This window comes from Natronococcus sp. CG52, assembly GCF_023913515.1.
Classification (GTDB): Archaea; Halobacteriota; Halobacteria; order Halobacteriales; family Natrialbaceae; genus Natronococcus; species Natronococcus zhouii.
On the sequence record NZ_CP099391.1, the window covers coordinates 481170 to 494517 of the forward strand.

Annotated in this window: 13 protein-coding genes; 4 read left to right on the plus strand and 9 right to left on the minus strand. The window is 66.2% G+C overall.

The genetic code is table 11. The features are described from left to right. Positions 1–43 precede the first annotated feature (43 nt). The gene (locus NED97_RS02475; RefSeq protein WP_252489147.1) at positions 44–769 is read left to right on the plus strand and encodes a DUF547 domain-containing protein; all 726 of its coding nucleotides are present in this window, start codon (positions 44–46) and stop codon (positions 767–769) included. Positions 770–796: 27 nt separating this feature from the next. Here NED97_RS02475 and NED97_RS02480 read toward each other — a convergent pair whose 3' ends face one another. The 7 genes from NED97_RS02480 to NED97_RS02510 form a co-directional block, all read right to left on the minus strand. Next, positions 797–1303 carry an amphi-Trp domain-containing protein gene (locus NED97_RS02480; protein WP_252489148.1) on the minus strand — a complete coding sequence of 169 codons (507 nt, stop codon included), beginning with the start codon at positions 1301–1303 and terminating at the stop codon, positions 797–799. 453 nt (positions 1304–1756) lie between these two features. After that, positions 1757–2485 (minus strand): nucleoside phosphorylase, encoded by a 729-nt coding sequence (locus NED97_RS02485; RefSeq protein WP_252489149.1) that lies wholly within the window; start codon positions 2483–2485, stop codon positions 1757–1759. A 122-nt stretch (positions 2486–2607) separates the two neighbouring features. Beyond that, complete coding sequence (locus NED97_RS02490) at positions 2608–2910, minus strand: HalOD1 output domain-containing protein (RefSeq protein ID WP_252489150.1); 303 nt, start codon at positions 2908–2910, stop codon at positions 2608–2610. A gap of 185 nt (positions 2911–3095) precedes the next feature. Continuing rightward, the gene (locus NED97_RS02495; RefSeq protein WP_252489151.1) at positions 3096–3998 is read right to left on the minus strand and encodes a carbohydrate kinase family protein; all 903 of its coding nucleotides are present in this window, start codon (positions 3996–3998) and stop codon (positions 3096–3098) included. A 44-nt stretch (positions 3999–4042) separates the two neighbouring features. Continuing rightward, complete coding sequence (locus NED97_RS02500) at positions 4043–4864, minus strand: DUF63 family protein (RefSeq protein ID WP_252489152.1); 822 nt, start codon at positions 4862–4864, stop codon at positions 4043–4045. A gap of 96 nt (positions 4865–4960) precedes the next feature. Beyond that, positions 4961–5689, minus strand: coding sequence for a hypothetical protein (locus tag NED97_RS02505; protein ID WP_252489153.1), 729 nt, complete (start codon positions 5687–5689; stop codon positions 4961–4963). A gap of 67 nt (positions 5690–5756) precedes the next feature. Then, entirely contained in the window at positions 5757–6737 is a 981-nt protein-coding gene (locus NED97_RS02510) for a ribose 1,5-bisphosphate isomerase (protein WP_252489154.1), read from the minus strand. A gap of 70 nt (positions 6738–6807) precedes the next feature. On the opposite strand from NED97_RS02510, the gene deoC reads away from it, so the two are divergent. Beyond that, positions 6808–7452, plus strand: coding sequence for a deoxyribose-phosphate aldolase (gene deoC / locus NED97_RS02515; protein WP_252489155.1), 645 nt, complete (start codon positions 6808–6810; stop codon positions 7450–7452). A gap of 242 nt (positions 7453–7694) precedes the next feature. Here deoC and NED97_RS02520 read toward each other — a convergent pair whose 3' ends face one another. Further along, positions 7695–8291: a DUF7344 domain-containing protein gene (locus NED97_RS02520; RefSeq protein ID WP_455429866.1), complete on the minus strand. Its 597-nt coding sequence runs from the start codon at positions 8289–8291 to the stop codon at positions 7695–7697. Positions 8292–8691: 400 nt separating this feature from the next. Beyond that, on the minus strand, positions 8692–9870 hold the full coding sequence (locus NED97_RS02525; RefSeq protein ID WP_252489157.1) for an NAD-binding protein: 1179 nt from the start codon (positions 9868–9870) through the stop codon (positions 8692–8694). A 256-nt stretch (positions 9871–10126) separates the two neighbouring features. Here NED97_RS02525 and NED97_RS02530 point away from each other — a divergent pair, with 256 nt between their 5' ends. Further along, positions 10127–11941 (plus strand): outer membrane protein assembly factor BamB family protein, encoded by a 1815-nt coding sequence (locus NED97_RS02530; RefSeq protein ID WP_252489158.1) that lies wholly within the window; start codon positions 10127–10129, stop codon positions 11939–11941. 131 nt (positions 11942–12072) lie between these two features. Beyond that, positions 12073–13323, plus strand: a complete 1251-nt coding sequence (locus tag NED97_RS02535) for a potassium transporter TrkA (protein ID WP_252489159.1) — start codon at positions 12073–12075, stop codon at positions 13321–13323. Positions 13324–13348 lie beyond the last annotated feature (25 nt).

Consider the following 13348-nt stretch of genomic DNA (forward strand, 5'->3'; position numbering starts at 1 on the left):
CGCAACACGGCTTCAAGGGTCTGGTTGGCCAAGTACGGCACGGATGTCTACCCAGCTCGATCCCCTCTCTCTATCGGCGGATCTTCTGTACACGGTCAAGACCGAGGGGACTCACGACTGGTTGCGAACGCACCTGGCGACGCTCGATCGATCCCGGCTGGAACGGGCCCTCTCCAGTCGCGAGCAGCGGCTCTCGTTCTGGCTCAACTGCTACAACGCCTACGCTCAACTACTGCTCGAGGAGACCCCGGAACTGCTCGAGGGCGGCATCGTCGACCGCTGGAAGTTCTTCGTTCGGGATCGGATCCCCGTCGCCGGCGTCTGGCTGAGCCTCAACGACGTTCTGCACGGGATGCTTCGACGTTCGAAACACCCCTGGGGGTTCGGGTACGTACCGCGCCCGTTCCCCTCACCGTTCGAACGGCGGTTTCGTCTCGAGATGTGCGAGCCGCGGGTCCACTTTGCGGTCAGCCGCGGTAGTGAGCACTGTCCGCCGGTCGCGGTCTACTCCGCGGACGACGTCGACGAGGAACTGGACATCGCGATCCGGTGGTACTTAGAGGAGACCGTCAGCTACGACGCCGACGACGATACGGCGACGATCCCGCGGCTCTTCCGGCGGTACCGCGGCGACTTCGGCGGCAAACGCGGGATTCGCGAGTTCCTCCGCGAGTACGACGCGATCCCCTCGGACGCGACGCCGTCGCTCGAGTACGAACGACTCGATCGACGCGACGGCTTCGACCTCGACGAGTTCGCCGACCGGTGAGTCCGGCGTTTCCCGGTCGATGAGCCGTTACGACGCGTCGCGGCGTTCGATACGCGCGGTCGGCGCGTTTCGCATGACGCCGCGCGCCGCTCGCTCGGCGTTCGACCGCGAGGTGTACCCCTCGCCGCTGTCGGCGATGATGTTCCCGTTCCAGTGGACCAGCCGCCAGCGCCACTCGTCGGCGCGGTCCCGGTACACCTCGAAGCGACTCCGTCGGCCGTCCTCCTGACTGATCTCGACTCGCTCGCTCTCGCTCGCGCCGTCCGACTCGTCACCCTCCGGGTCCGCAACGCGAACGCTGGTTCCGTCGGGATCGTCCCACTCGAGTTCGAACTCGAGTTCGGTTATCTCCTCCTCGTGCTCGGCCTCGATCTCGGCGACGACCCTGGCGGGGACGTCGACGCTGAGGCGAGTCTCCGCCGTGTGCAGTTCGACGGTGGTCCCGTCCTCGAGCGCGTCCGCGAACTCGCGGAAGATCTCGGCCAAGTCGGCTCGGTCGTAGGCGTGCTCGAGTTCGAACAGCGTGTCTGCCATACCCACCCCTAGGAGACGCGTCCGGTTAGCGCTTTCACCGGCGTCCTCGACGCGGTGCTCGACGGAGCCGCTTCGTCTCGAGACCGCTGCGTCGAAAGCGACCGTCAACTACCGGTGGAAATGGCGGAAAGCGTATCGCTGGGTGTGGAGATCGATCAGCCCTGGTGGAAACCGCGTCCACGACGCCACACGGGTTTGGCCGCGTGCAGTTTGCGTCCACCTGCTACGTCGGTCTCGGCGTCGCCAGTACGCTGGCGGTGATCGCGCACGGTCTTGCCGCCCGAACTCGCGTTCGTCGCGTTCCTCGCCGCGTGCGCCGCCCCCCTCGTTCCGTTCCGACCTCCGTTTCGACGGCTTCACCCACCAGCTCCGACGACTGACTCGGTGAGAAACCGATATCGGCGAGGCTGGCGGCGTCAACGGTGATCTCGACGAAAACCTTGGTTCGGCCGGTTACAGCTCCGTCGTGGCCTCGAGCGCGATGTCGATCGCGCGGCCGACGTTGTTCTTCGCCTTCTCGGGGAGTTCGTCGTCCTCGGTATCGGTCCCCTTCTGGGTTCCCTCGACGAGGTTGCCGTCGACGGTACAGATCGCGCCCGCGCGGAGTCCGCGCCGACGCGCCAGCGTGAAGACCGCGGCGGCCTCCATCTCGACCGAGAGCATCCCTCCGGCTTCCCAGTTCTCGACGTACTCCTCGGTCTCGGCGTAGTAGGCGTCGTCGGAGGCGATCGGTCCGACGTGGACGTCTTCGTTATTGGCTTCGGCGGAGTCGACGAGCGACGAGAGAACCCCGTAATCGGGGACCGCCGGGTACTCGACGTCCTCGTACCGCTTCGAGGTCCCCTCGTTCTTTGCCGCGCCGGTCGCGACGATCATGTCGCCGATCTCGATGTCGGACTGGAGCGCGCCGGTCGTCCCGACGCGGATGAACGTCTCGACGCCGACGTTCGCCATCTCCTCGAGCGCGATGGCCGCGGAGGGACAGCCGATCCCGGTCGAGCAGATCGTCAGCTCCCGATCGCCGTACGTCGCGTTGACGACCTTGTACTCGCGGTTCTGGGCGACGGTCTCCGCCTCGTCACAGTGGTCGGCGATGCGGTCGACGCGGCCCGGATCGCCCGGGATGAGCGCGATATCGGAAAGCTCTCCGTCGTCGACCAGCAGGTGTGGCTGCGTTGCCATACGCCCGCGTTCCGCGGGCGTCGAGAAAAAAGATTCGAGGACGAGTCCCGACCGTCCACCGGTCGGCGATCCTCGACGCCATCCCTGGCCCCCACCAAGGGTCGATCGAATCGAACGGCAAGTTACCTGGACGGATACACCTCGACCTTGTCGGATCTGACAGCGACCGTGAGCTCGTCGACCTCGAACACGACTTTGCCGATCGACCGGTCGTGTCCGCTGTGAGTGGTCCCGAAGAGCGAATCGAGCGCTTCGGGATCGACGTAGTCGTACAGCCGGACGCTAGATGCGGTAACGTCCTCGCCGTGGTATGCTGCCAGGGCCGTTGCAACGGCGATACTTGGCGGTTCGTTCTCGTTTCGATCGTACTGGACGCGCTGACCGAATTCGCATCCAGGGGACTCTCCTCTCGTTCGTTCCTTCATGTCTCTCAGTCACGTCTCCGTGACTACCCGTGCGAGTGGCCAACGCCACTTGACAAATAGGTACCGCTACCTAACACCGATTGAGAATCGTCGGACGCGTGCCGTTCGTCCGTCACTCGACCGTCATTCGTGTGTCTGACACGTGCACTTCTCCTGTCATACGGAAGTGTATAAAGAACTACCGCTCAGTGGCGGTCCGCGAGAAACGACTCGACCTCCGCTGCGGACGGAACGTTGCGTGCCCCCTCTCGGATCGCCGTGAGCGCACCGCAGGCGTTCGCGTACTCGAGCGCTCGTTCGACGTCGAACTCGTCGCCGTCCAGGGGCACGCCCGCTATCGTCGTTGCGATAAATCCGGCGGCGAAGGCGTCGCCAGCTCCGGCCGTATCGACCGACTCGATCTCGAATCCGGGATGGACGAAGGTTCCGTCCGGCGTGTGCACCTCCGCGCCGTCGGCACCGTGTTTGACGACGACCATCTGGTCGACGAAATCTGACCCGATGTACTCGTCCTCGAGCATCGTTTCGGCCTCCCGATCGTTCACGAAGATGATGTCGGCCAGCGAGAGCGCCTCGCCGTAGTCGCGGTCGTCGAGACGGCGGCCGGGATCGAAACTGACGACGAGATCGGCCTCGCTCGCGATCGACGCGATTTCCGCCGCGGTATCCGGCCGCTGGCTCGTCAGGTGAACGTGGTTCGCCGCCCGGATGCGTTCCGGATCGAGATCCGCCGGCGTCACGGCTTCGTTGACGCCGTCGTTGCCGAGGACCGCGACCTCGCCGCTGTCTTCCACCAGCAGGTACTTGACCGCCGTGTTCGCCCCGTCGACGATCCGTACGCCGTCCATCGAGACCCCGGCCTCCTCGAGTTCGTGGCGAGCGAGCAGTCCGTTGTCGTCGTCGCCGACGCTTCCGATGAGTCCGGCGTCGATCTCGAGTCCGGCGAGGGTCGCGGCGACGTTCGCGGCGCTCCCGCCGCCGGACTGGTGCTGTGAGCGGATCGACGCTTCGCCGTCGGCGGCGGGGAGTCGATCGATACGTAGCGTCACGTCCCAGTTGACGTGACCGGCAGTGAGGACCGTAACCATAGTAGATCGGGGATATCGGGCAGACGATTTCAGCGCCTAAAAGTCTAGGTGACGAGGAACAGCAACACGTTGTGAATTCCGGGGCCGAGTCCGACCGCGGCGACCAGCGCGAGGAGCGCTCGCGCCTGCCGCGGCGCGTCCTCGACGTAGTCCTTGAACAGGCCGACGATCGCCAGCGCCAGCGCGACCTTTACGACGATGAACAGCCAGCCGCCGCCGATGTAGTCGGCGGTCGGAAGGGAGCTGCCGGCCTCGAGGAGTATCTGCGAGACGGGAACCTCCTCGCCGGCGCCGAGGACGTCGTAGCCGATGGCCGTCGAGACGCCGTCCAGCGCGTGACCGAAGACCACCAGCGCGCCCGTCGTTCCCGTGACGGCGGCGACGTCGGTAAACCAGAGGCTGAGCGCGATCCAGGCCAGCGCCGTCACGATTCCGGTGACGACGACGGCGATGACGGGCCAGAACGGCTCGAAAAGCCCCTCTTCCCAGCGAACCGTGATGGTAATCGTCGCGAACGTGACGAAGAAGCCGGTGCCGACGACGCCGACGACTCGCTCGATGGTCGACAGGAGTCCGCCCGCGTGGAGAAAGATCCCGATCAGCCAGACGACGCCGGCGACGAGAGCCGTCACCGCGTAGACGCTCGGCGTACTGAACAGCACGGCGATGCTGTCGGGGTACGCCTCGAGCCGGTAGAGCACGTGTAACGTCGAGCCGAACATCATCCACGGTGCGAACGCGAGCACCGTCCGATCGGTCACCGGCGGACCGATCGCCCACAGCAATGCGACGACACCCACCAGCACCACGACGAGCGGGACGAGTAGCTGCCACGGTGGAACCGTAAACCCCTCTGGAAGCACCATACGTGCACACTGGCACACAGCAGTGACTAACAGTTTCCGATTAGGTATCGGACGCGAAGACGGTCGTCCCCTCGAGCGCCGTCGACGCCGAGGGCGCTACGTCGGCCCGTCGACGTTCACGACCCACGGCTCCCCGCCGCAGAGCCAGATGATTCCGGCGTGGGTCTCGTCGGTCGGATTCGTATCGCGGTGGATCAGCCCCCGCGGAACGTGGAAACACTCGCCGATCTCGATCCGCGCGACCCGCTCGCCCGCCGGGCCGTACTCGGTTTCGCTCGGCCCGTCGACGGCGTAGCCGAAGTACGCGTTGTCCCCGTGGTGGTGCCAGCCGGCGGCGGCACCGCCCGCCGCCCGGACGCGCATCGGAAGGACGTCACCGCCGGGGAACGGCGTCTCCCGGACCAGATCCGGACTCTCGACCGTCGGAACGAGGTCCTCCGGTCCGACGACGTCCACCGCCGCGCTCTCGTCGCCGGTGACCGGCGGATCGACCGCCGTCGCAGCCGCGTCACCGTCGACGACGGCGAGCGCCTCGAGCGATTCGCTCCCGGCGGCGTACTGACGGGCCGCGCCGGCGGGAACGCGGAAGAAATCGTCCGCTGACACCGCCGTCGGTCGCTCGTCTCCGGCGCCCGCGACGGTTCCGCGGCCGGCACAAACCCAGCCGTAGACCGCCCCTTTGCGGCGGAACCACGACGATTCGTCGATACGGAGCGCGACAAGCCGTCGGTCGTCGACTCGAAAGGCGGTCCGTTCGACGAGACCCGCGACCGGTTCTTCCGGTTCGGCAGCCGTCGGATCGACGACTCGAATCTCATCGCTCATGGTGTGCGGTAGCGTCGGTCCCGCATTACTACTGTCGGAGAATCGAACCCGACGGCCGTCCGGTGGTCTACGCCTCCCAGGGCTCGCCCGTCGTGTCTCCGAACAGCTCTCGCATGAGCGTGACGACGCTCTCGGGCGGGAACTGACCGCGCTCGGTGACGATGGCGTCGACGTACCGGGGCGGGGTGACGTCGAAGCCGGGGTTCTCGACGACCAGGCCCTCGTCGGCCGGGTCGCCGCCGGTGATGTCGGCGCGCTCGGCTTCGGAGAGCACCTCGGTCTCGTCGCGCATCTCGATCGCGACGGTGTGGCCGGTCATCGTGTCGGGGTGGAGCTTGATCGTCTGGGCGGCGACCATCACCGGCACGCCGCGCTCGCGGGCGTTCACGGCGAGGCCGCTGGTCCCGATCTTGTTGATGACGCTGCCGTCGGCGGCGATGCTGTCCGCGCCGACCAGGACGTGGTCCGCGTCGTCCAGGTAGCGCCGGGCCGCGTTGTCGACGACCAGCGTCACTGGCACGTCCCACTCCCGGAGCTGGCGCGCCGTGATGTGGCCCTGTTTGCGCGGCCGCGTCTCCTTGACGATCGCCTCCACGTGCTTGCCGGCGTCGATCGCCGCCTCGACGCAGGAGAGGGCGTCCGTCGAGTGACAGTGGGTCATCACCACGTCGCCGTCGCGCAGGCGGTTCGCCCCGACCTCGCCGAGGCGCTCCTGGGCCTGCTCGAGTTCGTCCTGGAACTCCTCGGCCCGGTCGATCGTCGACTTCCGGAGTTCGGCGACGGTCTCGCCGTCCATCCCCTGGAGCACGTACCGGAGCGCGTTCGGCAGGCTCACGGCGGTCGGCCGGGTCTCGTAGAGTCGTCTGGCGGCGGCGCGCAACTGCGCACGAAACGCCGCGGGCGTCGCGGCGTCGGAACGGTCGGCCTGAACGGCGAGCGCCTCGGCTGCCGCGTCAGCGATCGTCGCGGCCCCCCGAATTTCCATCTCCGCGATGTCCTCGGCGGTGGTTTCGACAACCGTCTCGACGCCGGGATGTTCGTCAGCCATACCTGACGTAGCAGGTCAGGGCCAATAAGGGATCGGGCGGATTTTTGATGATTCGCGGCGTCGGTCCGCTATGGATCGCACCGATCTTGCGCCGCTGATCGACCACACCGTCCTCGGTCCCGAGACGACGCTGGCCGACGTCGAGGGAGTACTCGATGCGGCCTCCGAGCGCGGGATGAACGCCTGTATCCCGCCGTACGCGCTCGAGCACGCCGCCGAGTACGCGCCCGACGTGACGCTCGCGACCGTCGTCGGGTTCCCCCACGGCCAGAACGCGCCCCAGGTGAAACGCCGCGAGGGCGTCCTCGCCTGGAAGGCCGGCGCGGACGAACTCGACGTCGTGATCAACGTCGCCCGCCTGCAGGCGGGCGACCTCGAGGCGGTCGAAGCCGAACTCGCGGAACTCGTCGCCGCCGTTCCGATCCCGGTCAAGGTGATCATCGAGACCGCACTGCTGACCGACGAGGAGAAACGCCGGGCCTGCGAGGCGGCCCGCGAGGCGGACGCCGCGATGGTGAAGACCTCGACCGGCTTCGCAGATGGCGGTGCCGTCATCGAGGACGTCGAACTGATGAGCGAGTACCTCCCCGTGAAAGCCAGCGGCGGCGTCGGCAGCTACGACGAGGCGATGGCGATGATCGAGGCCGGTGCCGAACGGATCGGCGCCTCGAGCGGCGTGGACATTCTCGAGGGCGCGCCCGACTCGTCTGCATAGTCGCGATCGGTGGGTGGATTGCACTACTCAACGCCGTGACTGAAGCCGATTTGACCGATGTATTATCGACAGAGTGTGCGTCTACCGTTCTCGGCAGTGACCTCTAGTAGTCACTGAACGTCAGTGCACACCCGATCGGCGTCACCTCGAGGCCGACGCCACCGACCTCGCCCACGACGGGAGCGCGGTTCGGAGTCCGACGGGCGAGAACCGCGGGCTGTGCGATCGGTGTGGAACCCGTTTCAGTTGGTACTATAGCGCGTGTCAGCGGCGTTCGCCAGGAGGAACGCGGTAATGATGAGTCCGCCAAGGGCCACGCCGGGCAACGAGACCAGTTCCAGTGCCCCGACAATCAGCAAGAGACCGCTCAGTCCGGCCGCCGCAATGTACCAATCGGCGCCACCGCCTTCATCGGAGTCCGCGGAGTCAGGGGTCGGTCGAGCACTGCTGTCGTCCTCAGTTATCGACTCGAGATACGGGCGGAAGATCTCCAGACGATCGGTCGGCCGGACGAGTCCGCGGGACTTCTCGTACTCGATGACACCGCACTCGTCGAGTTTGGGGAGGTGCGATTGATACAGTGGAATATAGACTCGTTGATATTGATTGCGGGGTATCTCCGTAGTGGCAGTCTCACACTCGGCCGCTGCGACGTACTCGACGAGCTCGGTCATTCGAACGGGGCCCTCCGTCCGCAGCAGATATCGGATCGTCTCGCGTCGGCGGCGCGTCTGCAGGAGGTGAAAACGTTCGCTCTCCGAGAGGGCCTGCGTCTCGGATTGGGAATCGGAAGGGGCAGTGTTCGAACCCTGGGACCGACGTTCCGTTGTGAGTACCATTGGTGAGTAGCGGCAGGTTCCTCTGGTCTACCAGTCCCGATACTATGAGATAACTTCTGTTATAAATTTAGAGTAACAACACTACAGATTAGCACCACCTACTGGAGGGGGACGGGGCCGATTTCTACAGGCGGAGCAGGCCGAGTGCCTCGGGGTCGTTCGGAAGACCTTCGGTCTTCCGTGAGTGAGCAAACGCTTCGCGTTTGCGATCTATGCAAGACCTCTGGTCTTGCAGTATGACGAGAGAGCGACGCTCTCTCGAACCACTTGACCCCGAGGCGGTTCACGTAACGGGTGTTCCAGGAGTAGTCCCGAAACGGGAAATCCGCACTCCAAACGCCGCTGGTAGTAGCACGACACAACTCCCGTTCGATGCCCGCAGTTGCTCGAGCGCGACCGTCTACTCCGTCTCGAGCAGTTTAGAGACCAGCGGCGACTCGTCCTCGCCGAGCGCCGAGCGGACGAGCAGGTGAGCGCCGAGTTCGGCGAGGCTGACGACGTCGTCCGCGCCGGCGCGCTTGAGTTTGCGGGTGTTCTCGCGATCGGTCGCGGCGGTGACGATGCGGACGTCGGGTCGGAGTTCGCGGGCGGTCAGCACCGCCATCGCGTCCTGGGCGTCGTCGTTCGTCGCGACGAGGACGGCGCGAGCGTCGGCGATTTTCGCCCGCTTGAGCGGCTCCTCGTCGCTCGGATTGGCGGTCAACACCCGGATATCGCGATCCGACAGTTCGCTTGCAGCCGCCTGATCCTGGGTTACGACCAGGAACCGCTGGTCAGCCTCGTGGAGTTCGTTGACGATCGGTTCGGTCAGGTCCCCGTAACCGAGGACGATGATGTGGTTGTCGAGGAGTTCGAGTTCTGAGTCGGTCATCTTTCCGAGTGTTTTCGAGATACGGGCCTGAATCGCGGGTCCGACGAGCGCCCCGATGGCGATACCGAAGCTGGCGACGCCGAGGACGACGACGGACATCGTAAACAGCATCGCTTCCTCGGTTTCGGGGGCGATGTCGCCGTAGCCGACCGTGCTCGAGGTGATCAGCGTGAAGTAGAACGCGTCGAGCAGGTGTCCGATGCCGTCGAAGTCCTCGCGCAGGGCGTACGCGCCGAACGTGCCGTACGCCTGGACGCCGACCAGCGCTCCGCCGGCGGCGAGCTGGGTCGTCGTCAGCGAGAGCGAGCGGTCGAAGCGCTTTCGCGTGATCAGGAGAACCGGTATCGTGACGACCGAGAGGACGACCAGCGGAAACGAGTACGGACTCGCCTGGAGCAGCCCCTGCCCCGCGGTCAGCGGCAGGAGCAGTAGCGTCGCCCACCAGCCGGCCCGGAGTCCTCGGCGCAGCGCGAGGGCGCTCCCGACCATCAGAAAGCCGGTGAGCGCACCGGTGAAGCCGGCCGCATCCTGAACCGGTTCCGGAACGTGAATCGCGAGCGGACCGGAGACGTAGTCGCTGTCGATGTGGATGATTCCGGTTGCGACCGAGAGTAACGCAACGAGAAGGGCGAGGCCGACGGCTGCTCGCGTCGTCACGATCCAGCGCCAGTTGTCCGGCAATCGACTCACGACGCGCTCGCCGACCATACACACCGGTCCAGTCCGGTCGCAGTTATACTGTTCGCTGTCCTCGCCACTACGGTACGGGGTTTCGTGACGTAGGGCCGGACGTCGCCCCCTCTTTGAGGACCGTTCTCCACTCGAACCGACCGCGGAGAAAACGGCTGGCCGTCCCGTCGGGGCATAAGCTTTCTCGGTTTCGTTCGGTATACAACAATTCTACGAGTACAAACAGTCGTCTACCCCTTGGATAATAATATAGCCCATTTCGTCAAGCAAAGGTATGCCTACGTTTCGACGACGGTCTATACTGGCAGCCTGTGCAGCACTTTCGACGACCGGAGCGCTCGCCTCGGCCGGTTCGACGGCGGCCGAGGAGACGGTCTCTGATTCGTTCGCTGCCGGCCACCCGAACGGCTGGTCCTCGGCTCTCGGCAACCCCGCGAACTCTCAATACCTCCCGCTCGAGGAGGGCTTCCCGGAACCGGATACCGTCGCCTGGCGGTACGAGGAAGCCGGAAGCGTCGCCGCCGTCGACGGCCGACTCTACGTCCGGACGGAGTCCGAACTGCAGGCGGTCGACGCCGCGAGCGGCGAACTCCAGTGGCGGGCCGAGGTCCCCGAAGGGAGCTATCCCGCGGCGGTGTTCGAGGACGGCATCTTCGTCGGCGGAGAGAACCGCGTGACGGCGCTCGAGACCGCGGACGGATCCGTCCGATGGGAACGAGAGTTCGACACCGAGGAGCCGGTTTCGACGCTGACGGTCGCCTTCGAGACCGTCTACGTCGTCGCCGACGAAACGCTCCACGCGCTCGACGTGGCCGACGGCTCGTCGCGGTGGGATCGCGAGACCGTTTACGCGTACCCGGAGGACGACCGAGACGGCAACCCGATGCCGGTTTCGTTCCGTCCGGAGACGGTCGCCGTCGCGAACGGAACCGTCTACGCCGCGCTGAAGGGCGGGACGTACACCGACGGCCGCGAACTCGAGTGCGCGTTCGGCGCGATCGATGCGACGGCCGGCGAGGACCTGTGGGGGATCGCGTTCGACTCCTCCGGCGCTTGCCCCGTAGAGAGCCCGATCATCGCGACGGGCCACGCCGTCTACGCGAACCATCCGGGACAGGGCGGCTTCTCGTTCGATCTGGAGACCGGCGAGGTCGACGCCCTCGACCGCGTGATGTGGGCCGGAACGGCGGACGCTCGCCTCGATATGGGTGTCGACATGCGCCAGCACATCAACATGCATAACTGGGAGACCGACGAGGCCTGGACCGCGACGACCCAGATCGACGCGTGGCACGAGTTCGTCGTCGCTGGCGACACGGTGATCGCCCGTCACAGCCCCTACGACGGGGAGGAGGCCGACTACCCGGACAATTCGATCGTCGGCTTCGACCTCGAGGACGGAACGGTGCGGTGGGCGCTCGAGTTCGACGGCAACATGCCTCCTGCTATCGCCGCCGTCGACGAGAACACGCTCTACCTCGAGGACGACGGGGAACTCGTCGCGTTCCGGCCGTCCGAAGCGGTGCCGGACGACGAAGACGGATCAGACGAGGGTGAGGAGGAGCAGGACGAGACGGACGACTCCGACGATACGGAGGGGTCCGACGACGGAGGCGAGGAAGAAACGGAGCCGGATGCCGGTGACGAGGACGACGATTCGGCCGAGTCCGACGGAGGTACCGACGACGAGGTCGAAACGGACGACGGAGACGAGTACGGTCCGGGCGAAGACGAGTCGGACGACGAGACCGACTCGTCCGACGACGGCGACGACACCGGCGAGAGCGAAGACGGAGACGGCGACGAGGGCGACGATGAGGGCGAAACCGACGATGGTAACGACGGGCTCGGCGGAACCGGTGACGAGGACGACGACGCGGAGTCGGACGGTCAGGACGATACCGACGACGCCGGCGACGCCGACGATGCCGAGTCGGACGACGACAGCATGCCCGGTTTCACCACCGGTGCGGGCATCCTCGGCGGCGCAGCGACCCTCGAGTGGCTGCGCCGGAAAGCTGGAACGGCAGCGCCGGCCGAACCGGGTGAACCAGCCGAGTCGACCGAAGCGGACGAACCGGCCGAGTAACTGACGACGCCGGTTCGCGATGGTCCCTTCGCAGAACGATATCTCCTGCCGGCAGCACGGATAGTGCGCCCGAGGCTGCAACTGAGGACCAGCCGGTACCGGTTTAACGATTCCGGCCCACCGATCGAGCAATGACGCTCCCGGTCGAAGTACTGCTCGGACTCTATCTCGGCCTCCTGACCGGAATCGTGCCCGCGTTCGTCTCCGGCGCGCTGGGATTTCTCGTTCGGTACGTTACCGGCGTTACCCTGCCCGGCTTCGGTGTGGTCGTCTTGGCGCTCTCGATCGCCAGCGTTCAGGGTGGACTGCTCGGCCTCGTCGAACCCGACATCGCCCAGTCGCCCCGGCTGCTGGTCGCCGTACTGGTCGTCCTGATGCTCGCACTGTACGCTCACAACCAGGGCGACAAGCTCGGTGCCGAACTCCCCCGACGACTCTCGCTCTCCCAGCTGCGCCAGCGGACCCTCTCGGCCGACGTCATCGAGTTCGTCGGAACCGTCGGGCAGGCCGCGATTCGAACCACCGGCGAGATCCGCGATATGGAGGGGTATCCGCCGCTGTCGTCCGACCTCCGCAGGACGCTCCGAACCGGTTCCTGGCGGCTCCCGGCGGACCTTCCGATTTCCGAACTCGAGGTGCGTCTCGAGGAACGGCTGCGAACCGAACACGACCTCGCGGACGTCGTCGTCTCGATCGACGAACGGGGCCGCGCATCGATCGCCGCGGCACCGCCCACCAGCGGACTCTCGCGGCGCGTGCCGGACGGGAAGCGCGCGGTTTCGGTCGCGACGCTGGTACCGACCGGGCTGGCTCGCGGGGACGAGGTGACCGTTCGAAGCGGCGATCGATCGATCGCCGGGACGGTTCTGAGCGTCAGGACCGAACTCGACGACGGACGGGAGCTGCCGGCGGAGGATCCCGATTCGAACCGGACCGATCCGGCAGTATCGGACGGCGGCGAGGCGGAGCCGACGACCCCGTCGCCGGGAGGATCGGGCCTCGCGAGCGCTGGCGGTGTCGGTCGCGTCACCGTCGCCGTCGACCGAAAGAAGGTGAAACCGCTGCTCGAGGCCGAGACGCCGCGTCTGGTCGTTCAATCGCGCGGGACGAATCGCGATTTCGAGGCGTTCGCGCTGGTCAAACGCGCCGGGTACGCGATCCGTCGGGTGACCGTCGGTTCGGCTGCCGCGTCCGACGAAGCCGATTCGGCCGCCGACCTGACGGTGCTCGCGGTTCGCAGACAGGGCGGCGAGACCGACGGCTTTCGCCCGGGGTGGCAGTTCGTCCCCGGACCCGAGCGCCGACTCGAGGCCGGTGAAGAGGCGTTCGTCGCCGGTCCCGAACGGACGATAGATGCGTTCACAGAGGCGGTCGGGAGATGAGTCGATCGTCCGCGTTCGACGGTTC

Coding starts and splice junctions, on each gene's coding strand:
- NED97_RS02475 (WP_252489147.1), top strand. CDS start 44: ATGTCTACCCAGCTCGATCCCCTCTCTCTATCGGCGGATCTTCTGTAC.
- NED97_RS02480 (WP_252489148.1), bottom strand. CDS start 1,303: ATGGCAGACACGCTGTTCGAACTCGAGCACGCCTACGACCGAGCCGAC.
- NED97_RS02485 (WP_252489149.1), bottom strand. CDS start 2,485: ATGGCAACGCAGCCACACCTGCTGGTCGACGACGGAGAGCTTTCCGAT.
- NED97_RS02490 (WP_252489150.1), bottom strand. CDS start 2,910: ATGAAGGAACGAACGAGAGGAGAGTCCCCTGGATGCGAATTCGGTCAG.
- NED97_RS02495 (WP_252489151.1), bottom strand. CDS start 3,998: ATGGTTACGGTCCTCACTGCCGGTCACGTCAACTGGGACGTGACGCTA.
- NED97_RS02500 (WP_252489152.1), bottom strand. CDS start 4,864: ATGGTGCTTCCAGAGGGGTTTACGGTTCCACCGTGGCAGCTACTCGTC.
- NED97_RS02505 (WP_252489153.1), bottom strand. CDS start 5,689: ATGAGCGATGAGATTCGAGTCGTCGATCCGACGGCTGCCGAACCGGAA.
- NED97_RS02510 (WP_252489154.1), bottom strand. CDS start 6,737: ATGGCTGACGAACATCCCGGCGTCGAGACGGTTGTCGAAACCACCGCC.
- deoC (WP_252489155.1), top strand. CDS start 6,808: ATGGATCGCACCGATCTTGCGCCGCTGATCGACCACACCGTCCTCGGT.
- NED97_RS02520 (WP_455429866.1), bottom strand. CDS start 8,291: ATGGTACTCACAACGGAACGTCGGTCCCAGGGTTCGAACACTGCCCCT.
- NED97_RS02525 (WP_252489157.1), bottom strand. CDS start 9,870: ATGGTCGGCGAGCGCGTCGTGAGTCGATTGCCGGACAACTGGCGCTGG.
- NED97_RS02530 (WP_252489158.1), top strand. CDS start 10,127: ATGCCTACGTTTCGACGACGGTCTATACTGGCAGCCTGTGCAGCACTT.
- NED97_RS02535 (WP_252489159.1), top strand. CDS start 12,073: ATGACGCTCCCGGTCGAAGTACTGCTCGGACTCTATCTCGGCCTCCTG.